Origin of the sequence: Streptomyces sp. NPDC048185 (assembly GCF_043202495.1) — a bacterium.
GTDB lineage: Bacteria > Actinomycetota > Actinomycetes > Streptomycetales > Streptomycetaceae > Streptomyces.
The window spans coordinates 1-22629 of sequence record NZ_JBIDAN010000009.1 but is presented as its reverse complement, the minus strand read 5'-3'; the positions used below and the strand labels follow the sequence as shown (position 1 = coordinate 22629).

Genomic DNA, 22629 nt, shown 5'->3' with positions numbered 1-22629 from the left:
CGTGCTTCCAGCGGACATGGTGGGGGGCGTGTCGGCAGCCAGGGCGGCGAACCTGGAGGTCACCGGCGAGGCACTGAGCACGTTCGTGAAGCGGGTGGACGGAGTCCTGACCACCCTTGAGGGGTCACCCGGCAACCCGACACGAGTGGGCGCCCAGACGATCAAGCCGGGATCACTGGCGGGCAACCCGTCCGCTTTCCCTGAGGCGCATTCCCTGTACCTGCAGTACAACCAGGTGCACGAGAAGCTCACCTCTCTCTCCAAGACCCTGCACCTCCAGATCGAGGCGATCGGCATCGCCGTCCGGGGTGCACACGTGGGCTTCGACAACCTCGAAGAAGAGCAGCGTCGCCGCTTCTATGCGATCCAGTCGCAGATCAAGGGTCTGCAGGACGCAGCAGGCGGCAGGCAGCGCGCCAAGGGCGACGACACCACCGGGGACCTGTGATGACCGACAAGCAGCACGAGCAGGATCTGGAGCGGGTCTCCGGGCAGAACACGTTCACCGATCTCACGCGGCACGCCGAGCAGAACCCGAGCAGCGGCTTCCTCTTCGGGGCCATCGACGACATGGTCCGTGCGGCGGCCAAGGACACGGCGTACGAACGCGGTGTGCACGGGCGCACGAACTTCGACAATCACGGCCTGAACCAAATGATCGACCTGGTCGAGCAGACCAACCCGGAGGACTTGGAGTCCTCAGGGAAGGCTCTGTGGGACGCACGGGACGCCATCACGGAGGCCGCCAAGGAGCTGGACGGCCACATCGAGAACGTCCACTGGGTCGGTGAGTCGGGTGAGGCGTTCCGCAAGTGGGGTCGCTCGCTCGTCACGAGCACGTATGGGCTGAGCGACTTCGCCGGCGGAGCGGGTGACCAGATCACCGCGGCGGCCGTGGGCCTGGCGGCCGTACGCAAGGCCATGCCGCCCCGCGACACCCGGCCGCCAGGGCAGGAGGGTGTGAAGCCGGACAAGCTTCCGGCGCCCAAGCAGGTCGAGGGCAACGCCGAGTACGCCGAAGCGGTCCGGGTGGAAAAGGACCGTCAGGAGGCGATCAACCAGATGAACCGGTTGTCGTCCTACTACGCGGTGGCCAGCGTGCAACTCAGCGAGCTGCCGCAACCCGAGTTCAAGACCATGCCGGACGTGGGCGTTCCGCAGCCGGAGCAGGATTCTCGGTACCGCCAGCCCGAAGGTGCGGACTCTGTCGCAGGGCAAGGCGTAACGGCGGGCACCACCATCAGCCGTCACTCGGCCACGGACGTCGGCCACCCTGCCCAGCCGCAAGGTGCGAGCGGCACAGTCGTCGTCCCGGACGGGGGCCCGAGGGAAGTCCTCGATCCCACCGTGTCGGTAGGGACGACCATCGACAATGCCATTGCCCCGACCGTTCCCACAGCTCCCTCTCACGGCCAGCTTCTGCCGACTTCCTTGCCGCCGAACGAGGGCAGTGGCCCGACCGGCCCCTTCTCGACTGGCCAGACGGCACCATTCTCCCCGGCCCGGCCGGTCGGCCCGTCAAATGGGCGAACGAATGGCTTCCGGCCGCCGCTGACCGCTCAGGGACGAACGACGCCTGCAGCCCCTGCAGGGCCTGTGGCGAAGGGGGTTACAGGGCCTGGTCGGCAGGTCGGTCAGGGCCCCCTGAACCAGATGGGTCGAACTACTCCGGCTGGTCAGTCCGCTGCCAAAGGCACGACCTCTGGGGCGAAGCCGATCTCGACGAGCCGCGGGGTCAGTGGAGGTACTCCCCGGGCCACCTCGCCGACCCAGCCGAGGGCAGGAGGTGGCCCGGTCACCGGAGCAGGCCGAGGCAATGGTGTGGTAGGCGGTCGACCCGGATCTGTTCCCGGAGGCGCGGGCCGCGGCGGCGCCCGAATCCCACGCGGAACAGTAGTGGGGGGCGAGGGAACATTCGGTTCCGTGAAGGGGCGCCCTGGGCTGCGCGGTGGCGCGAACGGCTCCGTGGACGCCTCCGCCAAGTCCCCTGTCACAGGTACTCCCGCCGGGCGCAGTTCCGTTGCCCGTGCCGAGCGGAACGGTATGACCCGGGGCGGTGCCGGCCTCGTGCGTGAACCCGGGAAGCAAGGCAACCGTCGAGACGAGCGCCGAGAGGAAGAAGCACAGCGGCCTGATTACCTGGTCGAAGACGAAGAGACGCACCTGCCCCAGAATCCGCGGCGCGACGTGCCGCCAGTCGTCAACTAAGCCGAGCGAGGACCCACCTCATCATGAAGTCAGCAACACGTCGCGGACTACCGGTACGCGCGGGGAGTGTCATTGCGAGCGCCCTGGTCGCCGTCGGCGTGGGTGTCGCTCCAGGAGCGGCTGCCGCCGACGCACAGTCGGAGCAGTGGTACCTGGAGCCGATGCAGGCCGAGACGATGTGGAAAGTCAGCACCGGGAAGGGCATCAAGGTCGCTGTCATCGACACGGGCGTGAATCCCAGCACGCCCGCCCTCAAGGGGCAGGTGCTCGCTGGTGAAGTGCCCAGGCAAGTTGCCTACGGTGCCACGAAGGACTATCAGGGCCATGGAACCTCCATGGCCGAACTGATCGCGGGTACAGGAGCCGATGGCGGTCTCCGGGGTCTTGCGCCGGGGGCGAAGATCGTTCCGTACCGCATTGTGCTGACAGGCGTGCCAGAGGCGGAAAAGAAGAAGACGGCAGAGCCCGCTGAGGCGATCAAAGCTGCGGCTGATACCGATGTGCAGATCATCAACATGTCTTTCGGTGGTCCGTACTATGACCCGGCCATCGAGGAAGCGGTGACCTACGCTGCGTCGAAGGGCAAGTTGCTCATCGCGGGCGTAGGGAACGACGGCGACAGTGGCGGGGAGGATGTTGGGTACCCAGCCGCGGCTCCGTACGTGTTGGGTGTTTCGTCGATGGACAAGGACGCCAACATCTCGAAATTCTCTTCGCACGGGAACTACGTCGACCTAGTAGCGCCGGGTGAAGACATGCCGGGCTACTGCCGCCCCAGCTTCGAGTCGTACTGCCATGGTCTGGAGGGCACCAGCGCGTCCACCGCCATCGCCTCGGCCTCCGCCGCCCTCATCTGGTCCGCCCACCCCGACTGGACCGCGAACCAGGTCACCCGGGCGCTCATCGACACTGCGAGCCGCAAGTGGCCGAAGAACGAGCCGACCCAGTACGCCGGTTATGGCACCGTCCGACCCCGCGTGGTACTCGAGAACCCCAACTACGACGCCGGCCCCGCCTACTCCGACCCCCTCGCCAAGTGGAACCAGGAGAAGGGCAAGAAGCTGGTGACCGAGATTCCGCCCGCCTCTGCCGCGTCCCCGTCCGCAACAGGCTCGTCACAAGCCCCGGGAAGCTCTTCTGGCGCCGGCAAGGCCGCAGCAGGATCGAAGGCGGAGGGCAGCGAGAAGACGGAGAACGCGGCGGCCGAGTCCTCGAGCGACGGCAACAGCACCCTGTGGATCGCGCTCGGCGCTGCCGCGGCCGTCGTTGTGGTCGGAGGCGGAGCCTTCGTCGTCATGCGCTCGCGTCGCGCCGCCTGACGCCGGCCGCCCGAGCCCTGCGCCGCTGGGCCAGGGCATGGAGAACGTGCTCACCGCTGCCGGGCGGTGAGCCGCACAGTTGGACCCCGAAAACGAAAAAAGGGAGGGCAGGCGGACATGGCCGTCGACCAGAAGCTCGAAGATGCAGCAGTAATCAAGCTGCAGAAGGACATGTACGAGAAGTTCGAGAACATCCGCAAGCGGGTGCACAGCCTGCAGGGTGTCATCGACAGCCTCGAGGGCCAGTGGCAGGGCATCGGCCGTGCTGCCTTCGACACGAAGCAGTACGAGATCAACACCTCGCTGCAGAACATGGGCCGCATCCTCGGTGACGTCATCGAGGCGATGACCGCGACGCGCAACATCAAGGACAGCAAGGAAGACGAAGTCCGCGCGGCCGTGAACAAGATCAACATCAACGACGGTGCCCCCACGGTCCAGTCGTCGCCGTTCAGCTCGATGACCTGAGCCCTCACGGGCATCGGCACTCGCGGACATCAACCACAGGCACGAGAGACGAGGTAGGCAGAGATGAGCCGTAACGCGGACGGTCTGCAGGTAACGTACGACGGGCTCGACATCGCGGCGACGAACATCGCCAATGAGGCGCGGTCGCTGGACGAGGACATCCAGCAGCTTCGGACGATGGTGATGAACAGCAAGCAGTACTGGGCGGGTAAGGCCCAGGACACCTTCGACGAGAAGCTGCGCCGCTGGGACAAGGAAGCCAGCGACATCCACCAGGCCCTGACGGGCATCGGTCACGTCGTGGGTCAGTCGGGTGGTACGTACATGGAGGGTGACCAGGCGGCGGCCAGGTACCTGCAGTAGTCACTGGCGGCCCCGAGGCCGCGGCAGGAGTGAGGGTGGGCGTGCGCGGGAGACGCCCACCCTCACGGCGTTCCCGGATCAGCCCGGCAGCCGCAGCCCCGTGCACCCGTGCCGCTCCGCCGACCGCTCCGCGAAGGCACCCAGGGCCGACGCGAGGAACTCCCGTGTCGGAGCGGCGTAGACCGTCGCGTCGATGCTGAAGACGGCCGGCACGGAGCTGCCCGGGCAGGTCGCCGTCGCCACCGCGCTGTCGCGTGTCATGCCCGGCTGCGGCCAGTCCTCGTCGTCGCCGGCCTCCGGCCGCAGCCGTTGGGCGTACGGACCGAACGACGCGTTCAGGGAGTAGACGACCTCGTCACGTTCCCCCGTCTCGCCCAAGAGGCACCGCTCCAGCGGGGCGGTGTCCGACGCTTCGGTCTCCTCGATCCAGTCGACCCAGTCGTCCGGCGCGGAATCCGGTATCCGGATGCCGGCGCAGGTGCCCGACGCGCTCAGCAGGGCGGTCTTCCCCTTCGAGAGTGAGAGTTCCGGTACGGCGCCGCCGAACGTCGCCTCGCACGACTCCCGGCCGGCCGCCTCGCGGGCGACAGCGGTGGCGAGCCGTCCCACCGCCCGGCTCTCCTCGGCGTTTTCGTGCGACGTGTCCCCGGCGACGCTCACCACCAGGGACGCGTCCTTGCCGGCGCACGGCAGCACGACGCCCGTGTTCCGCAGATCCGTGTATCCGCGCCAGCCACCGCCCAGCGCCACGGGCAGGTGGTCCGGAGAGCCGCCGCCCAGCACGCTCAGCATGTCGTCACGCGTGCCGAGGGAGACGCGTCAGCAGGGATCAGCCCGACGGACACGGTCAGGTCCGCCACCCGGCACGAGCGGAAGCGGTCCTCGCCATATCCGTACTCCCCGTCCCGGGACAGGCCGGCCTCGGTGTCGAGGCCGGTGAAGACCGCTGACTCGTCGTACGGGATCAGGCCGCCGCAGTACGTCGCGAGCTTGTCCTCGTAGCGCCATCCCCGGCGCGTGTCGCTCACCCGGTACCAGGTCCAGGCGGCGGCGAGCGCGAGTACCAGGGGGAGTACGCCGAAGTACCCGATCCTGCGAACGACCTTCACCGCCCCGTTCCGTCGTCCACCAGCCCCACTTGCACCAGCGGCTTCCCCCGGCGCCGTGACACGAACACGCCCCGGCCCGGCGGCATCTGGCGCGGGCGCACCCCGCCGAGCAGGTCGCCCTCGGTCGGGTCGCCGCTGAGGATGACGCCCTGGGCGCCCAGTTCCTTGATGCGCTGCATGAAGGCCTCGTAACCGGACCGGCCCGCGCCCGCGGTGGAGCGGGCGATGATGAAGCGCACGCCGACGTCCCGGGCGAAGGGCAGCATCTCGGTCAGGCCCGCCAGCGGGTTGCCGCTCGACGTGGCCACCAGGTCGTAGTCGTCGACGATGACGTAGATCGTCGGCCCGTTCCACCAGCTGCGGTCACGCAACTGCTCCGGTGTGACGTCCGCGGTCGGGGTGCGGCGCTGCATCAGCTCGGCGAGCGCGTCCATGTGGTGCTGCATCTGGTTCGACATCGGCACGTACTCGGCCAGGTGCGAGGACGGCGTCACGCCCAGCAGGGAGCGCCGGTTGTCGACGACGAACAGCTTGCAGCTGTTCCCGTCGTAGCGCTCGGTGATGCGCTGGATGAGCAGCTTCAGCAGGTTCGACTTGCCGGACTCGCTCTCGCCGAACACCAGGAAGAACGGGTCCTGCTCGAAGTCCACGAACACCGGCTCCAGGTTCTCCTCGTCGAGCGCGAAGGAGACACCGCGCCGGGGGAACCGGTCGCCGGGCGGAAGCTGGTGCGCCGGGAACTCCCTCGGCAGCAGCCGCACCGCGGGGGCACCGGGCTGCTGCCAGTGCCGGGAGACCTCGGTGCCGAGGGCCTGCGTCGCCTCCGCCAGGTCCGTGTCGGAGGACAGGCCGTCGATGCGCGGCACCGCCGCCATGAAGTGCTGCTTCTGCGGCGTCTGGCCCCGGCCGGGAACCCCCGTCGGCACGTTGGCCGCGACCTTGCGGTCGAACTCGGAGTCCATGGGGTCGCCGAGCCGCAGTTCGAGGCGGTTCATCAGCTGGTCCTTGAGGTTGCTGCGGACCTCCATGGACCGGGACGCCGTGAGGATCAGGTGGATGCCGTAGCCGAGACCACGCGCCGCGATGTCCAGGACGTACGGCTCCAGGGCGTCGTAGTCCGTGCGGAAGTTCCCCCAGCCGTCGATGACCAGGAAGACGTCGCCCCAGGGCTGGTCGGTCACGGAGATGTCGCCCCGCGCGCGGCGGCTGCGGAACTCCGCGATCGAGGAGATGCCGGCCGTGCGGAAGTACTCCTCGCGGCGCGTCATCACGCCGTACACCTCGGCCGTCGTGCGCCGTACCTGCTCGGGGTCGAGACGCGAGGCCACCCCGCCCACGTGCGGCAGGCCGGCCACGGCCGACAGACCGCCGCCACCGAAGTCCAGGCCGTAGAACTGCACTTCGTGCGGGGTGTGGGTGAGGCCGAAGGAGGCGATGACCGAGCGGAGCAGCGTCGACTTGCCGGACTGCGGTCCGCCGAGGATCTGCATGTGGCCGGCGGCGCCGCCGAAGTCCACCCACAGCGGGTCACGGCGCTGCTCGTAGGGCTTGTCGACGAGACCGACGGGCACCACCAGCCGGCCCGCACCCTCGTAACCGGGCTGGGTCAGGCCACGGCCCGGCACCTCCGCGAGACCCGGCAGCAGCGTGTCGAGCGACGGCGGGCTGTCCAGCGGCGGCAGCCACACCTGGTGCGCGGCCGGTCCCTGCGCCTCCAGGCGCCGCACGATGACGTCGAGCACGGTGTCGGCGAGCGCGTCGTCCGTCTCGTCCCGTGTCTCCTCGCGCTGCGCGGGCACCGCCAGGTACTGCACCGGGACCTGGGCGGCGGTGAACAGCACGGGCCGGCGGTCGACCGGGAGCGGGCCCCCGTAGGACGCCGTCTGCTGTGCGCTCGTGCGGTACACGCCCGAGACGTACGCGGCCTTGAAGCGGACCATCTCGTCCGTGCCGAACTTCAGGAAGCCGGAGCCGGGCACGTTCGGCAGTTCGTAGGCGTCGGGGACGCCGAGCGCGGCCCGCGACTCGGCCGCCGAGAACGTGCGCAGACCGATCCGGTACGACAGGTAGGTCTCCAGTCCGCGCAGGCGGCCTTCCTCCAGTCGCTGCGAGGCGAGCAGCAGGTGCACGCCCAGCGACCGGCCGATGCGGCCGATCTGCACGAACATCTCGATGAAGTCCGGCTTGGCCGTGAGGAGTTCGCTGAACTCGTCGATCACCAGGACGAGGGACGGGATGGGCTGCAGCGCGGCACCGGCGGCGCGGGCCTTCTCGTACGCGTGGATGTTGGCGTAGTTGCCCGCGTCGCGGAGCATCTCCTGACGGCGGTTGAGCTCACCGCGGATCGAGTCGCCCATCCGGTCGACGAGTGTCAGGTCGTCCGCGAGGTTGGTGATGACGGCCGCCACGTGCGGCATCTGCGCCATGCCCGCGAAGGTGGCACCGCCCTTGAAGTCCGCCAGCACGAAGTTGAGGGTCTCGGAGGAGTGCGTGACGGCGAGGCCCAGGACCAGCGTGCGCAGCAGCTCGGACTTTCCGGAACCGGTCGCGCCGACGCACAGACCGTGCGGGCCCATGCCCTCCTGCGCCGCCTCCTTCAGGTCGAGCATCACGGGCCGGCCGTCCTCGCCGACGCCGATCGGCACCCGCAGCCGCTCCGACTGCGAGCGGGGACGCCAGGTGCGCCGGGTGTCGACGGAGGCCGCGTCACCGAGGTTGAGCAGGTCGGTGAACTCCAGGTTGGCGAGCAGCGGTTCGTCGTCGTCCCCGCCCGACGCCATGCGCAGCGGCGCGAGCTGCCGTGCCAGCGCCTCGGCGGCCTCGTACGACAGGCCGTCGGGCGTGCCCTCGTAGACCATGCCGTGAGCCGACTCCAGACGCAGCTCCTCGGGGTGGACGACGATCGAGAGGTCGCCGCGCCCGCTGGTGAGGTTTCCGGGCGTGACCTCCAGCACCGTGACGCCCTGGATGCCTTCCGGGCTCGCCAGCAGCGACGTGGGCGGCAGCGAGACTCCGTCGAGCACGACGACCAGATGCGGCTGGTCGGGTACCGGCTGGCCGTCCGGGTGGAAGCGGGGGCGGCCCTGGAGCCGGTCGCCGAGCAGGTCCTCCAGCTCCATCGGGTCGGTCGTGATCAGACGGGTGCTGCCCGCGCCGTCCGCGGCGCCCCGGGACTGCACGTGCGGCAGCCACTTGGCCCACTCCCACTCCGCGGTGGTCTCCCGGCCGGTGGCGACGGCGACGACCAGGTCGTCGGGGGAGTGCAGCGAGGCGAGCGAAGCGGCGACGGCGCGGGCGGTGGCGCGGACCGTGCCCGGTTCACCGCTGACCGTCACGTGGTAGAAGGCGCGCAGCGAGATCGCCATCGGCAGGTCGTCGAGGGTGCTGTGGGTGGCGAGGAAGCGCTGCATGGCGCCCGTGGTCAGCGGCTCCAACTGGTCGACCGGGGCCGTCTCCGGGGGGATCAGGGGGGTGGCCAGGGCCTGCGGGCCGAGGCCCACCCGCACCTGACCGAAGTCCTCGTCACCGGCGCGCCGCTCCCACACCCGGCTGCCCTCGGCGACCAGCGCCCACAGTTGCTCCGGTGAAGGATGCAGGTAGTACTGGGCGTCGCGCTGGACCCGCGCGGTCGTCTGGGCGGACTGCCGGGCCTGGGACAGATAGCGGAGGTAGTCCCGGCGCATGTCGGCCATCTGCCCCTGGCTGCCCCGGCGGTAGCGGACCAGCATCGCGATGCCCATGGCGATCGTCGAGGCCACCATCACCATGCCCATGATCTTCATGAACGGCTGGGCCTGCGGGTTGAAGAAGAAGACCACGGACCCGCCCATGCCGAGCATGGGCAGGAGTTGCATCAGGGCGCCTTCCTGCTGCCCCCGCGGGAGTTCGGGCGGTGGCTGCAGCACGACTTCCTGCGTGGGCACGTCCTTCGGCAGTGCCCGTGGTGGGCGCTTGACGACGATGTGGCTCACTTCGCACCAATTCCCTTGCCCGGCCGATCCGTTCCGCCCGCCGCCCCGTGTCCGGCGCACGTCGATCGCGAAGGGCGATCCTACTGACTCCCGCTGACGACGGCGGACGATAGGGTGCCCGTGAGACGTGTGAACAGTTGCGAATCGGCCCGGGATCGCGGGCGGCGTGGAACGGCCGGACATGATGGCCACCGGTGGGCGAGGCGCAACGCTACCGCGCGCAGCCCGTATTACCGACGAGGGGGAACAGCAGGTGAGCATGACGGCCTCCGCGCCGGCCGGCGCGGCCGGCGGACCGGGCAGCACAGTCCCAGCGGGGTCAGGCACGGGACTCGGCTTCTGCCGGGTCACCATCGTGGCTCCCGACAGCCGCATCGACGTGGCCCTGCCCGACGACGTACCGGTCGCCGACCTCTACCCGGAGATCCTCAGGTTCTCCCGGCAGAGCCCCGCCGAGGGCGCGCCGGTCGGCTATCACCTCGTCCGCCGTGACGGCACCGTCCTCGACAGCGCCCGGTCCTTCGCGGCCCAGCGCATCCTGGACGGGGAACTGCTCACGCTGCGGCCCTTCGCCGCATCGCTGCCGCCCGCCGTCATCGACGACGTCTCGGAAGCGGTCGCCTCGGCCGTCACCCGCGACCGCGCCCTCTGGGACGGCGAGCTCACGCGCACCGCCGGTCTGATCGGCGCGGGCGTCCTCCCGGTGCTGCTCGCCTTCGTGGCGTGGAGTTCCCAGGTCCGCCACGACATGCACAGCCTCCAGGGCATCATCGCCGCGGTCACCGGTGTCCTGCTGACCACGTTCGCGTGCGTCCGCGCCCGTGTGTACGACGACCGCGGCTCCGCGGTCGCCCTGGGCCTGGGCGCGCTTCCGAACATCGCGGTGGCGGGCTCGGGACTGCTGCCGCTCGCCGACGGCCAGGGCATCGGACGGCTCCAGTTCCTGCTGGCCTGCGCGGCGGTCCTGATCGCCTCCGTCGTGCTCACGCTCGTGTCCCCGGGCGGCGACAGCCCCTTCGTGGCGTTCGTCTTCTGCGCCACGATCGGTCTGCTCACCACCTTCATCGCGATGCTGACGCAGCTCAAGCCCATGGAGACGGCCGCGATCTGCGCCCCCCTGTCGGTGTGCGCCCTGGCCTTCCTGCCGGGTCTGTCCATGCGCTTCGCCCGGCTGCCCATCGGCTTCGAGCTGCCCAACGGCTCGCGCGGTTCCTACACGACGGACGAGACGGTCTCCCCGGAGCCCGTCGACGCCGAACGCGTCGCGGCGCAGGCCCGCCGCGGTCACGAGCTCCTCGCGGGGCTCGTCGGCGGCTGCGCGCTCCTCGCGGTCGGCGCGGCGATCGTCCTCAGCTTCTCCGGCGACGTGTGGGCCCAGCTCCTCGCCCTCGCCACCGGGATCGCGATGCTGATGCGCGCCCACCTGTTCCGCTACACCGCGCAGGTCGCCGCCACGCTCGCCGCCGGGCTCGGCTCGCTCGTCTTCCTCGGGCTGGGACTCGCGATGAACCCGCCCGCGGAGTACTGGCGTGACGCGCTCCAGGGCGACACCGCCGCCCTCGACATCCGCAGCGTCTGGCTCGCGGCGGCCGTGGCCGCGGCTGTCGTCCTGGTCACGGCCATCGGCCTGATCACGCCCCGGCGCGGTGTCACGCCCTTCTGGGGCCGCTTCACGGAGATCGCGGAGGCCTTCGTCCTGCTGACCCTGATCCCCCTCGCGCTGGCGGTGTTCGACGTGTACGCCTCGGCGCGGTCGATGACGAGCGACTGACCGCCCGTTCCCCGGCGGGTGACCGCAGGAGGCGGTACGTGCGCCTGCCACCTGGTCCGAGGGGCGGCGCACACCGTGCCGCCCCGGTCCGAGGGGCGGCGCGCACGGTGCCGCCCGCCCGCCTCAGCCGGCGCCGTTCCCCGGCGCCGGCTCCAGGTCGAATTCCCCGTCCCGTGCGCCGAGGACGAACGCCCGCCACTCCGCCTCCGTGTACCGCAGCACGGTCTCCGGGTCGAGCGACGACCGCATGGCCACGGCGCCGGCGGGCAGGTAGGCGATCTCGACCCGCTCCTCGTGCTCCTCAGTGCCGGGCGCGCTGTGCCATTCGACTCCGGAGATGTCGAGGGAGTACAGCTCGTCCCTCTCCCGCTCCTTGCGCGCCTTCAGTTCGGCGCTCTCGGTGTTCTCGGCGTCGGCCATCGGGGCTCGGTCCTTCCTGCGGTGCCAACGGGATGCGCGTCACCCTACTTCGCGGGGTTCTCCCAGCTCAGCGGTTTGCCGATGTCCGTACCGGCAGGGGTGACGACGTGGCCGCCGAGCCACGGACAACGGCGTCCGCCCCGGCTGGTACGCTGTGTGACGGCCGTTTGTGTACGCGCCTCCGGAGCCCAGTGCCCTGAAGGCCGCGCCCAGCGGATCCCCGCCTTCCGAGTCACGGAAGATCCCCCGAGAAGCAGACCGGGGGCACTCGAAGGCCAGCCAAAGACAAAAGAGGAGTACGCGTGTCGCTCGACGCCGCCGTCAAGAAGCAGATCATCTCCGAGTTCGGTACCAAGGAGGGCGACACCGGCTCCCCCGAGGTCCAGGTCGCTCTGCTGTCCCGTCGGATCTCCGACCTGACCGAGCACCTCAAGACCCACAAGCACGACCACCACTCCCGCCGTGGCCTGCTGATCCTGGTCGGTCAGCGCCGCCGGCTGCTGCAGTACCTCGCCAAGAAGGACATCCAGCGCTTCCGTGCGCTGGTCGAGCGCCTCGGCATCCGCCGCGGTGCGGCGGGCGCCAAGTAAGACGCCGTGGAGGGAGCGGTTCCCATCGTTCGGGGGCCGCTCCCTTTGCTGTACGTGCGAGGTGTCACCGCCGCTTTGTAGTGTGGTAGCACAACGCAGGACGTACGACACAGCATGGTGGGCACCCGCACAGGCGGAGCACACCACGCGCACCGAACGAAACGAGGAGGAGCGCACCTCGCCGCCGCCGGTCCTCGGTAGTGGCCCCCGGGGAAAGAGACCCGGGTGCTTCGATCGAAGACCGGCCCGCACAGGACGGGGCGCTTCTCCGCCACCGTCCCCCCGCCACACGGGCGAGGAGGGACGAAGACGAGGAGAAAACACTAGTGGAGAACGAGACCCACTACGCCGAAGCCGTGATCGACAACGGCGCGTTCGGCACCCGCACCATCCGCTTCGAGACGGGCCGCCTGGCCAAGCAGGCCGCCGGCTCCGCCGTGGCGTACCTGGACGACGACACCATGGTGCTGTCGGCCACCAGCGCCTCCAAGAACCCCAAGGACCAGCTCGACTTCTTCCCCCTCACGGTGGACGTCGAGGAGCGGATGTACGCCGCCGGCAAGATCCCCGGCAGCTTCTTCCGCCGTGAGGGCCGGCCGTCCGAGGACGCCGTCCTCACCTGCCGCCTCATCGACCGCCCGCTGCGCCCGTCCTTCAAGAAGGGCCTGCGCAACGAGATCCAGGTCGTCGCCACGGTCATGGCGCTCAACCCCGACCACCTGTACGACGTCGTGGCGATCAACGCCGCCTCCGCGTCGACGCAGCTGGCCGGTCTGCCCTTCTCCGGCCCGATCGGCGGCGTCCGCGTCGCGCTGATCCGCGGCCAGTGGGTGGCCTTCCCGACGCACACCGAGCTCGAGGACGCCGTCTTCGACATGGTCGTCGCGGGCCGCGCCCTGGAGGACGGCGACGTCGCGATCATGATGGTCGAGGCCGAGGCCACCGAGAAGACCATCAAGCTGGTCGAGGGCGGCGCCGAGGCGCCCACCGAGGAGGTCGTCGCCGCCGGTCTCGAGGCCGCGAAGCCCTTCATCAAGGTGCTGTGCCGCGCCCAGTCCGACCTCGCCGCGAAGGCCGCCAAGCCGACCGGCGAGTTCCCGATCTTCCTGGACTACCAGGACGACGTCCTGGAGGCGCTGACCGGCGCCGTCCGCCCCGAGCTCGCCCAGGCGCTCACCATCGCCGGCAAGCAGGAGCGCGAGGCCGAGCTGGACCGCGTCAAGGCGCTCGCCGCCGAGAAGCTCCTGCCGGAGTTCGAGGGCCGCGAGAAGGAGATCTCCGCCGCGTACCGCGCGCTGACCAAGTCCCTGGTCCGCGAGCGCGTCATCAAGGAGAAGACCCGCATCGACGGCCGCGGTGTCACCGACATCCGCACCCTGGCCGCCGAGGTCGAGGCCATCCCGCGGGTCCACGGCTCCGCCCTGTTCGAGCGTGGCGAGACCCAGATCCTGGGCGTCACCACCCTCAACATGCTCCGCATGGAGCAGCAGCTGGACACCCTCTCCCCGGTGACCCGCAAGCGCTACATGCACAACTACAACTTCCCGCCGTACTCCGTCGGCGAGACCGGCCGCGTCGGCTCCCCGAAGCGCCGCGAGATCGGCCACGGCGCCCTCGCCGAGCGCGCGATCGTGCCGGTGCTGCCGACGCGCGAGGAGTTCCCGTACGCGATCCGCCAGGTGTCCGAGGCCCTCGGCTCCAACGGCTCGACGTCCATGGGCTCGGTCTGCGCCTCCACCATGTCGCTGCTGAACGCCGGTGTGCCCCTGAAGGCCCCCGTCGCCGGTATCGCCATGGGCCTGATCTCCCAGGAGATCAACGGCGAGACGCACTACGTCGCCCTCACCGACATCCTCGGTGCGGAGGACGCCTTCGGCGACATGGACTTCAAGGTGGCCGGCACCAAGGAGTTCGTGACCGCCCTCCAGCTCGACACCAAGCTGGACGGCATCCCCGCCTCCGTCCTGGCCGCCGCCCTCAAGCAGGCCCGTGACGCCCGCCTCCACATCCTCGACGTGATGATGGAAGCGATCGACACGCCGGACGAGATGTCCCCGAACGCGCCGCGGATCATCACCGTGAAGATCCCCGTCGACAAGATCGGTGAGGTCATCGGCCCCAAGGGCAAGATGATCAACCAGATCCAGGAGGACACGGGCGCCGAGATCACGATCGAGGACGACGGCACGATCTACATCGGTGCCGCCGACGGTCCGGCCGCCGAGGCCGCCCGCACCACGATCAACGGCATCGCCAACCCGACGATGCCCGAGGTCGGCGAGCGCTACCTGGGCACCGTCGTGAAGACGACGACCTTCGGCGCGTTCGTCTCCCTGCTGCCCGGCAAGGACGGTCTGCTGCACATCTCGCAGATCCGCAAGCTCGCCGGCGGCAAGCGCGTGGAGAACGTCGAGGACGTCCTCGGCGTGGGCCAGAAGGTCCAGGTCGAGATCGCCGAGATCGACTCCCGCGGCAAGCTCTCCCTGATCCCCGTGATCGAGGGCGAGGAAGGCTCTGACGAGCAGAAGGACGACACCGACAAGTGACGTCGAGCAGCTCCCAGGCGACGGCCCGCACCTCCTCCGAGGCGCGGGCCGTCGCCCGTACCCAAACCCTGATCAAGGGCGAGAACGGCATCGGCACGGTCCGCAAGACCACCCTCCCCGGCGGCCTGCGCATCGTCACCGAGACCCTGCCCTCGGTCCGCTCCGCGACCTTCGGCATCTGGGCGCACGTCGGCTCCCGCGACGAGACCCCCGCGCTGAACGGCGCCACCCACTACCTGGAGCACCTGCTCTTCAAGGGCACGTCCCGCAGGTCCGCCCTGGACATCTCCGCCGCCGTCGACGCGGTCGGCGGCGAGATGAACGCGTTCACGGCCAAGGAGTACACGTGCTACTACGCGCGCGTGCTCGACACCGACCTGCCGCTGGCCATCGACGTCGTCTGCGACATGCTGACCGGCTCCCTGATCCGCGAGGAGGACGTCGACGTCGAGCGCGGCGCCATCCTCGAAGAGATCGCCATGACCGAGGACGACCCGGGCGACTGCGTGCACGACCTGTTCGCGCACACCATGTTCGGCGACAACGCCCTCGGCCGGCCCGTCCTCGGCACGGTCGACACGGTCAACGCCCTCACCGCCGACCGCATCCGCCGCTTCTACCGGAAGCACTACGACCCGACCCACCTGGTCGTCGCCGCCGCAGGCAACGTCGACCACGCCAAGGTCGTACGCCAGGTCCGTGCGGCGTTCGAGAAGGCCGGCGCCTTCAGGGACCCGGTGGCCGCGCCCATCGCCCCGCGCGAAGGCCGGCGCGCCCTGCGCACCGCGGGCCGCGTCGAGCTGATCGGCCGCAAGACCGAGCAGGCGCACGTCATCCTCGGGATGCCGGGCCTGGCCCGCACCGACGAGCGCCGCTGGGCGCTGGGCGTCCTGAACACCGCCCTCGGCGGCGGCATGTCCTCGCGCCTGTTCCAGGAGGTCCGTGAGAAGCGCGGCCTGGCCTACAGCGTGTACTCGTACACCTCGGGCTTCGCCGACTGCGGCCTCTTCGGCGTGTACGCGGGCTGTCGGCCCTCCCAGGTCCACGACGTGCTGAAGATCTGCCGCGACGAACTCGACCACGTCGCCGCGAACGGGCTGTCCGACGACGAGATCGGCCGCGCCGTCGGCCAGCTCCAGGGCTCCACCGTCCTCGGCCTGGAGGACACGGGCGCGCTGATGAACCGCATCGGCAAGAGCGAGCTGTGCTGGGGCGAGCAGATGTCCGTCGACGACATGCTGACCCGGATAGCCTCGGTCACGCCGGACGACGTCCGTGCCGTCGCCCGCGACGTCCTGGGCCGGCGGCCCTCGCTGTCGGTCATCGGCCCGCTGAAGGACAAGCAGGCGTCCCGTCTGCACGACGCCGTCGCCTAACCCCCGGTAAGGAAGCAACAGACATGAGCAAGCTGCGCGTGGCCGTCCTCGGCGCCAAGGGCCGCATCGGCTCCGAGGCGGTGCGGGCGGTCGAGGCCGCCGAGGACATGGAACTGGTCGCCGCGCTGGGCCGCGGCGACTCGCTGGACGCGCTGACCGACAGCGGCGCACAGGTCGCGGTCGAGCTGACCACCCCGGCGTCGGTCATGGACAACCTCGAGTTCTGTGTACGGCACGGCATCCACGCCGTCGTCGGCACCACGGGCTGGACCGACGAGCGCCTCGCGCAGCTCAGGGGCTGGCTCGACGCCTCCCCGGAGACGGGCGTGCTCATCGCGCCCAACTTCTCCATCGGGGCCGTGCTGACCATGCGGTTCGCGCAGATCGCCGCCCCGTACTTCGAGTCCGTCGAGGTCGTCGAGCTGCACCACCCGAACAAGGTCGACGCCCCCAGCGGCACCGCCACGCGCACCGCGCAGCTCATCGCCGAGGCACGGCAGAAGGCAGGCGTCGCTCCGGCGCCCGACGCCACTGCCACCGCCCTGGACGGTGCCCGCGGCGCCGACGTGGACGGCGTCCCGGTGCACGCGGTCCGCCTGCGCGGCCTGCTCGCGCACCAGGAGGTCCTGCTCGGTGGCGAGGGCGAGACCCTCACCGTCCGGCACGACTCCCTGCACCACAGCAGCTTCATGCCGGGCATCCTGCTCGGCGCCCGGCGAGTGGTGGCCGCTCCGGGCCTCACCTTCGGCCTGGAACACTTCCTGGACCTGGGCTGAGGCATGCGCGCGAAGATCTCCTACGTCATCACGGCCGCCGTCCTGGTCTTCTACTTCGCCCTGGTCGGCAGCCGCGGCGTGATGCTCATCGACGCCGGCACCCCGCTCACCGTCACCCTCGGCCTGGCGGTGCTGGTGCTCCCGGTGATCGGCCTGTGGTTCCTGTGGAAGAACACCCAGTTCGTCCGCCGCGCCAACCAGCTCGCCGCCGAACTCGACGCCGAGGGCGGACTGCCCGTCGACGAGCTGAAGCGCACGCCCAGCGGCCGCATCGACCGTGACTCGGCCGACGAGGTCTTCGCCCGCCGCAAGGCCGAGACGGAGGCGGCACCGGACGACTGGCGCAGCTGGTTCCGGCTCGCCGTGGCCTATCAGGACGCCCGGGACACCCCGCGCGCCCGCAAGGCGATGCAGCGGGCGATCGCCCTGCACGACCACACCCGGGTCGAGACCGCCTGAAGCGTATGGAAACGCCGGTGGCCCGCGGCCCCCGCCCCCCCCGGGGCGGGGGGGGGGGGGGGGGGGGCCGGGCCCCCCCGGCCGGGCGCCGGGGGGCACGGCAGCCACGGGGGCGGGGCCCCGGCGGCCCGCCCCGGGTCCGCGGACCGGGCCACCGGCGTTTCCATACGCTCCGGCTCAGCCCCGCCGGTACTCCGCGGCCCACGCCTCCACGGTGTCGGCGGCCCGGTCGAAGGCCTCCGGCCGGGCGAGGAAGTCCGCGTTGTGGCTGGTCATCAACGCGGGCGAGGCGTCTCCGGCCCGGCCCTGCCGGACGAGGAGCAGCGCCTGCCCCTGCACCGTGCGCGGCAGACCCAGCCACCGGACCGGCTGCTGCACCGTCCGTACGGTGGCGACCTGCTGCCAGGCCACTGTCCGGGTCGTGAAGAACCCCACCTGGCGCACCCCCCGCGCGCTCACCCAGACGCCCATGCGCAGCAGCCGCAGGGCGCAGACGATCATGACGAGGGCGACAGCGAAGACAACGCCGGCCGAGGACGGCGAGTCCGTCACCGCGATGATGACCGCGGCGAAGAGCACGAAGGAGGCGAGCAGCAGCGTCAGCGCCGCCGCCCCCACCCGCCACGGCCCCGGCCGGTAGGGCCGACGCCACTGGTCGCGGTCGTCGTACGGCAGCGCGACGTCCTCGACCGCGTCGAAGGCGCGGTCGGCCGTCAGGAAGGGCAGGGGCACGGCTGGTCCTCACTCGTCCATGGCATGTGCTGTGCCCGGTGAGGCTACCGACCTGTGTCTCCGGTCACCACCTTCGGGGCCCCGGATGGAGTCAGGACCGGCCGGATGCCGCCTCAGCGCCCGTCGGACGCCTGTGACTGCTGCTGGTGCGACGAGGGCTGGTCGGCCGACAACGCGGGCATCCCGATCAGCAGGGATCCCGCGAGCCCGGCGACCACGGTGAGGCCCAGCAGCCAGCGCCCGGCCAACTGGCCGAGGGACGCCCGCTCGCGGGGCGGAGGAGTGACATTGCTGCGGAACCTGTCGGCTTCGGCGACGAAGGCGAACGGCACGGGTTCACGCCGGCGGATCATCGGAGGTGCGTCTCCCTTCAGGGATCAAGCGAATCGCTGTTACTCATACAGACGAACGAACGCCCCCGCGGGTGCCCGGATTCACCGACTTCATCGCCGCACGGCACCGATCGCCCCGTTCGGCGGGCCGTAGAGTGGCCTGGCCAAGCGACACAATGGGAAGGCCCTCCACCCGTGACCGACATCCCCGCCGACGACTACAAGATCGACCTCCGCGGCGACATCACCGTCGAGCTGGTCAAGAGCAGCGCGACCGACTCCGACGTGCTGTTCGCCGCCCGCGTCTCCACCGTCGGGGAGCAGTCCCTGGACGAGCTGAAGAAGGACCCGGAGCGCTCGAAGGGCCTGATCAACTACCTGATGCGGGACCGGCACGGCAGCCCGTTCGAGCACAACTCGATGACCTTCTTCATCAGCGCCCCGATCTTCGTCTTCCGCGAGTTCATGCGGCACCGCGTCGGCTGGTCCTACAACGAGGAGTCCGGCCGCTACCGGGAGCTCCAGCCGGTCTTCTACGTGCCGGGCGCCGAGCGCAAGCTGGTCCAGCAGGGCCGCCCGGGCAAGTACGTATTCGTCGAGGGCACCGCCGAGCAGCACGAACTCGTCAGCCGGTCCATGGAGGACTCCTACCGCGAGGCCTACCGGACGTATCAGGAGATGCTCGCGGCGGGCATCGCCCGCGAGGTGGCCCGCGCGGTGCTCCCCGTCGGCCTGTACTCGTCGATGTACGCCACCTGCAACGCGCGCTCGCTGATGCACTTCCTCGGTCTGCGCACCCAGCACGAGCTGGCGAAGGTGCCGTCCTTCCCGCAGCGGGAGATCGAGATGGTGGGCGAGAAGATGGAGGAGGAGTGGGCGCGGCTCATGCCGCTGACCTACGCCGCCTTCAACGCGAACGGTCGCGTGGCGCCGTAGCCCGCCGCCGGCGCCCGTCAGGCACAGATGTGCGCATCAGCCGCCCGAAGTGTCCCGATTGCGGCGTTTGGAGAAGTTCATCTAGCCTGATCAAAGGGACCCGGCACTGCTTGAACCCCCGAGCAGGCAGTGCCGGGCTCCACCTCCGTGCCGATCTGCCGCCTCCCCCGAGGGCAGACCCCGCCCTGAGCAACGAGTAGCGTGTAACCCATGGCTCCGACCTCCACTCCGCAGACCCCCTTTGGGCGGGTCCTCACCGCCATGGTCACGCCCTTCGCGGCGGACGGCGCACTCGACCTCGACGGCGCGCAGCGGCTCGCCGCCCACCTGGTGGACGCAGGCAACGACGGCCTGATCATCAACGGCACCACGGGCGAGTCCCCCACCACCAGCGACGCGGAGAAAGCGGACCTCGTACGAGCCGTCCTGGAGGCCGTCGGCGACCGCGCCCACGTCGTCGCCGGAGTGGGCACGAACAACACCCAGCACAGCATCGAGCTGGCCCGCGCCGCCGAGCGCGTCGGCGCCCACGGCCTGCTGCTCGTCACGCCGTACTACAACAAGCCCCCGCAGGAGGGCCTGTACCGCCACTTCACGGCCATCGCCGATGCCACCGAGCTGCCCGTCATGCTCTACGACATCCCCGGCCGCAGCGGTGTCCCGATCAACACGGAGACGCTCGTCCGCCTCGCGCAGCACCCGCGGATCATCGCCAACAAGGACGCCAAGGGCGACCTCGGCCGCGCGAGCTGGGCCATCGCGCGCTCCGGACTCGCCTGGTACTCCGGCGACGACATGCTGAACCTCCCGCTGCTCTCCGTCGGCGCCGTCGGCTTCGTCTCGGTCGTCGGCCACGTCGTCACCCCCGAGCTGCGCGCCATGGTGGACGCCTTCGTCGCCGGTGACGTGCAGAAGGCACTGGAGATCCATCAGAAGCTGCTCCCGGTCTTCACCGGCATGTTCCGCACCCAGGGCGTCATGACCACCAAGGCCGCGCTCACCCTCCAGGGCCTGCCCGCGGGCCCCCTGCGCGCGCCCATGGTCGAGCTCACCGCAGAGGAAACGGAACAGCTCAAGATCGATCTTGCTGCCGGCGGGGTACAGCTCTGACAACGGACTTCGCACCACCGCACCGCCAGGTGCCACAACGGCTTCACAACTGAATACGCAGGCCACCGGTGCCTGCACCCCACCACGACAACTGCTTCTGCACGAACGTCACGCGCGCCACGTGCCCACCGGTACGTGGCGCGTGTGGTTGAGGAGAGTCTTTTGAGTCATCCGCACCCTGAACTGGGCCGTCCCCCGGCGCTCCCCGCAGGCGGCCTCCGGGTCACCCCGCTGGGAGGCCTCGGCGAGATCGGCCGCAACATGACGGTCTTCGAGTACGGCGGCCGCCTGCTGATCGTCGACTGCGGAGTGCTCTTCCCCGAGGAGGAGCAGCCCGGAATCGATCTGATCCTGCCGGACTTCACGTCCATCCGGGACCGCCTCGACGACATCGAGGGCATCGTCCTCACCCACGGCCACGAGGACCACATCGGCGGCGTCCCCTTCCTCCTCCGCGAGAAGCCGGACATCCCGCTGATCGGCTCCAAGCTGACCCTCGCCCTGATCGAGGCCAAGCTCCAGGAGCACCGCATCCGCCCCTACACCCTGGAGGTGGCGGAGGGGCACCGCGAGCGCATCGGCCCGTTCGACTGCGAGTTCGTCGCGGTGAACCACTCGATCCCGGACGCGCTGGCCGTCGCCATCCGCACCCCCGCGGGCATGGCGGTCCACACCGGCGACTTCAAGATGGACCAGCTCCCGCTGGACGGCCGCCTCACGGACCTGCACGCCTTCGCGCGCCTGAGCGAGGAGGGCATCGACCTGCTCCTCGCCGACTCCACGAACGCCGAGGTCCCGGGCTTCGTCCCGCCCGAGCGGGACATCTCCAACGTCCTGCGCCAGGTCTTCGCCGGCGCCCGCAAGCGCATCATCGTGGCGAGCTTCGCCAGCCACGTCCACCGGATCCAGCAGATCCTGGACGCCGCTTACGAGTACGGCCGCAGGGTCGCGTTCGTCGGCCGCTCCATGGTCCGCAACATGGGCATCGCCCGTGACCTCGGCTACCTGAAGGTCCCGCCGGGCCTGGTCGTGGACGTCAAGACCCTCGACGACCTGCCGGACAGCGAAGTGGTCCTGGTCTGCACGGGCTCCCAGGGCGAACCAATGGCCGCCCTGTCCCGCATGGCCAACCGGGACCACCAGATCCGCATCGTCGAGGGCGACACGGTGATCCTGGCGTCGTCCCTCATCCCGGGCAACGAGAACGCGGTCTACCGTGTGATCAACGGCCTGACCCGCTGGGGCGCCAACGTCGTCCACAAGGGCAACGCCAAGGTGCACGTCTCGGGCCACGCGTCCGCCGGCGAGCTCCTGTACTTCTACAACATCTGCCGCCCGAAGAACCTGATGCCGGTGCACGGCGAATGGCGCCACCTGCGGGCCAACGCCGAACTGGGCGCCCTCACCGGCGTCCCGCACGACCGCATCGTCATCGCCGAGGACGGAGTCGTCGTCGACCTCGTCGAGGGCAAGGCGAAGATCTCCGGCAAGGTCCAGGCGGGGTACGTCTACGTCGACGGCCTCTCCGTCGGCGACGTCGGGGAGCCGGCCCTCAAGGACCGCAAGATCCTCGGCGACGAGGGCATCATCTCGGTCTTCGCCGTCATCGACTCCTCGACCGGAAAGATCACCGGTGGCCCGCACGTCCAGGCGCGCGGCTCGGGTATCGAGGACTCGGCCTTCGCCGACGTCCTGCCCCGGATCACGGAGGCCCTGGAGCGCTCGGCGCAGGACGGGGTCGTCGAACCCCACCAGCTCCAGCAGCTGGTCCGCAGGACACTCGGCAAGTGGGTGTCGGACAAGTACCGACGCCGGCCGATGATCCTCCCGGTGGTCGTGGAGGTCTGACGGTCCGTCGGACCCACGACCGCGTGAACGAGGAGCGGGGCGCCCCGATTTGCATCGGGGCGCCCCGCTCCAGTACGTTTACATCTCCGCTCGGACGGGGACCCGACCACTTCGTGGTTCGGAACCGCCCCGGGGGCGGGAAATCCGACTCAGAATCTCTGATAAAGTCGGAACCGCCGGAAAGGGAAACGCGAAAGCGGGAACCTGGAAAGCACCGAGGAAATCGGATCGGAAAACGATCTGATAGAGTCGGAAACGCAAGACCGAAGGGAAGCGCCCGGAGGAAAGCCCGAGA

General features: G+C 70.1%; 20 protein-coding genes. 14 read left to right on the top strand and 6 right to left on the bottom strand.

Annotated elements, in window-relative coordinates; all coding sequences use genetic code 11:
- Position 1: 1 nt before the first annotated feature.
- The 5 genes from ACGF3H_RS24975 to ACGF3H_RS24955 all read left to right on the top strand — a co-directional run bounded on the left by ACGF3H_RS24975 (position 2) and on the right by ACGF3H_RS24955 (position 4358).
- A complete protein-coding gene (locus ACGF3H_RS24975) occupies positions 2-448 on the top strand; it encodes a hypothetical protein (RefSeq protein WP_362500116.1) in 447 nt (148 codons plus the stop codon).
- Entirely contained in the window at positions 448-2208 is a 1761-nt protein-coding gene (locus ACGF3H_RS24970; protein ID WP_362500115.1) for a hypothetical protein, read from the top strand. Before ACGF3H_RS24975 ends, ACGF3H_RS24970 begins: the two co-directional genes overlap by 1 nt.
- A gap of 23 nt (positions 2209-2231) precedes the next feature.
- Positions 2232-3527: a S8 family serine peptidase gene (locus ACGF3H_RS24965; RefSeq protein ID WP_362500114.1), complete on the top strand. Its 1296-nt coding sequence runs from the start codon at positions 2232-2234 to the stop codon at positions 3525-3527.
- A gap of 117 nt (positions 3528-3644) precedes the next feature.
- Complete coding sequence (locus ACGF3H_RS24960; protein ID WP_189233153.1) at positions 3645-3995, top strand: WXG100 family type VII secretion target; 351 nt, start codon at positions 3645-3647, stop codon at positions 3993-3995.
- A gap of 63 nt (positions 3996-4058) precedes the next feature.
- Positions 4059-4358 (top strand): WXG100 family type VII secretion target, encoded by a 300-nt coding sequence (locus ACGF3H_RS24955; RefSeq protein ID WP_362500113.1) that lies wholly within the window; start codon positions 4059-4061, stop codon positions 4356-4358.
- Positions 4359-4436: 78 nt separating this feature from the next.
- Here the strand turns inward: ACGF3H_RS24955 and ACGF3H_RS24950 are convergent, their stop codons facing one another.
- The 3 genes from ACGF3H_RS24950 to eccCa are packed head-to-tail and all read right to left on the bottom strand — an operon-like array spanning position 4437 to position 9438.
- Positions 4437-5150 (bottom strand): hypothetical protein, encoded by a 714-nt coding sequence (locus tag ACGF3H_RS24950; RefSeq protein WP_362500112.1) that lies wholly within the window; start codon positions 5148-5150, stop codon positions 4437-4439.
- Entirely contained in the window at positions 5144-5467 is a 324-nt protein-coding gene (locus tag ACGF3H_RS24945; RefSeq protein WP_362500111.1) for a hypothetical protein, read from the bottom strand. Before ACGF3H_RS24945 ends, ACGF3H_RS24950 begins: the two co-directional genes overlap by 7 nt.
- The gene (gene eccCa, locus ACGF3H_RS24940) at positions 5464-9438 is read right to left on the bottom strand and encodes a type VII secretion protein EccCa (protein ID WP_362500110.1); all 3975 of its coding nucleotides are present in this window, start codon (positions 9436-9438) and stop codon (positions 5464-5466) included. The genes ACGF3H_RS24945 and eccCa overlap by 4 nt, the downstream gene beginning before the upstream one ends.
- 259 nt (positions 9439-9697) lie before the next feature.
- On the opposite strand from eccCa, the gene eccD reads away from it, so the two are divergent.
- Positions 9698-11209, top strand: coding sequence for a type VII secretion integral membrane protein EccD (gene eccD / locus ACGF3H_RS24935; protein ID WP_362500143.1), 1512 nt, complete (start codon positions 9698-9700; stop codon positions 11207-11209).
- A gap of 123 nt (positions 11210-11332) precedes the next feature.
- Here the strand turns inward: eccD and ACGF3H_RS24930 are convergent, their stop codons facing one another.
- Positions 11333-11629 carry a DUF397 domain-containing protein gene (locus ACGF3H_RS24930; RefSeq protein WP_362500109.1) on the bottom strand — a complete coding sequence of 99 codons (297 nt, stop codon included), beginning with the start codon at positions 11627-11629 and terminating at the stop codon, positions 11333-11335.
- A gap of 302 nt (positions 11630-11931) precedes the next feature.
- On the opposite strand from ACGF3H_RS24930, the gene rpsO reads away from it, so the two are divergent.
- The 5 genes from rpsO to ACGF3H_RS24905 all read left to right on the top strand — a co-directional run bounded on the left by rpsO (position 11932) and on the right by ACGF3H_RS24905 (position 17376).
- The gene (rpsO, locus tag ACGF3H_RS24925) at positions 11932-12219 is read left to right on the top strand and encodes a 30S ribosomal protein S15 (protein WP_006130415.1); all 288 of its coding nucleotides are present in this window, start codon (positions 11932-11934) and stop codon (positions 12217-12219) included.
- A gap of 326 nt (positions 12220-12545) precedes the next feature.
- Positions 12546-14765: a polyribonucleotide nucleotidyltransferase gene (locus tag ACGF3H_RS24920; RefSeq protein ID WP_362500108.1), complete on the top strand. Its 2220-nt coding sequence runs from the start codon at positions 12546-12548 to the stop codon at positions 14763-14765.
- Positions 14762-16141, top strand: coding sequence for a pitrilysin family protein (locus tag ACGF3H_RS24915; protein WP_362500107.1), 1380 nt, complete (start codon positions 14762-14764; stop codon positions 16139-16141). The genes ACGF3H_RS24920 and ACGF3H_RS24915 overlap by 4 nt, the downstream gene beginning before the upstream one ends.
- Before the next feature lie 23 nt (positions 16142-16164).
- The gene (gene dapB / locus ACGF3H_RS24910; protein ID WP_362500106.1) at positions 16165-16917 is read left to right on the top strand and encodes a 4-hydroxy-tetrahydrodipicolinate reductase; all 753 of its coding nucleotides are present in this window, start codon (positions 16165-16167) and stop codon (positions 16915-16917) included.
- 3 nt (positions 16918-16920) lie between these two features.
- A complete protein-coding gene (locus ACGF3H_RS24905; RefSeq protein WP_393588694.1) occupies positions 16921-17376 on the top strand; it encodes a hypothetical protein in 456 nt (151 codons plus the stop codon).
- 177 nt (positions 17377-17553) lie between these two features.
- Here ACGF3H_RS24905 and ACGF3H_RS24900 read toward each other — a convergent pair whose 3' ends face one another.
- Together ACGF3H_RS24900 and ACGF3H_RS24895 are read right to left on the bottom strand one after the other, a co-directional pair.
- Positions 17554-18108, bottom strand: coding sequence for a hypothetical protein (locus ACGF3H_RS24900; protein WP_362500662.1), 555 nt, complete (start codon positions 18106-18108; stop codon positions 17554-17556).
- Between the two features lie 113 nt (positions 18109-18221).
- Positions 18222-18461, bottom strand: coding sequence for a hypothetical protein (locus ACGF3H_RS24895; protein ID WP_362500660.1), 240 nt, complete (start codon positions 18459-18461; stop codon positions 18222-18224).
- A 174-nt stretch (positions 18462-18635) separates the two neighbouring features.
- On the opposite strand from ACGF3H_RS24895, the gene thyX reads away from it, so the two are divergent.
- The 3 genes from thyX (at position 18636) to ACGF3H_RS24880 (ending at position 22334) form a co-directional block, all read left to right on the top strand.
- Positions 18636-19376: an FAD-dependent thymidylate synthase gene (thyX, locus tag ACGF3H_RS24890; RefSeq protein WP_362500658.1), complete on the top strand. Its 741-nt coding sequence runs from the start codon at positions 18636-18638 to the stop codon at positions 19374-19376.
- Between the two features lie 210 nt (positions 19377-19586).
- Complete coding sequence (gene dapA / locus ACGF3H_RS24885) at positions 19587-20486, top strand: 4-hydroxy-tetrahydrodipicolinate synthase (protein WP_362500656.1); 900 nt, start codon at positions 19587-19589, stop codon at positions 20484-20486.
- Positions 20487-20648: 162 nt separating this feature from the next.
- On the top strand, positions 20649-22334 hold the full coding sequence (locus tag ACGF3H_RS24880) for a ribonuclease J (RefSeq protein WP_362500654.1): 1686 nt from the start codon (positions 20649-20651) through the stop codon (positions 22332-22334).
- Positions 22335-22629: the final 295 nt, after the last annotated feature.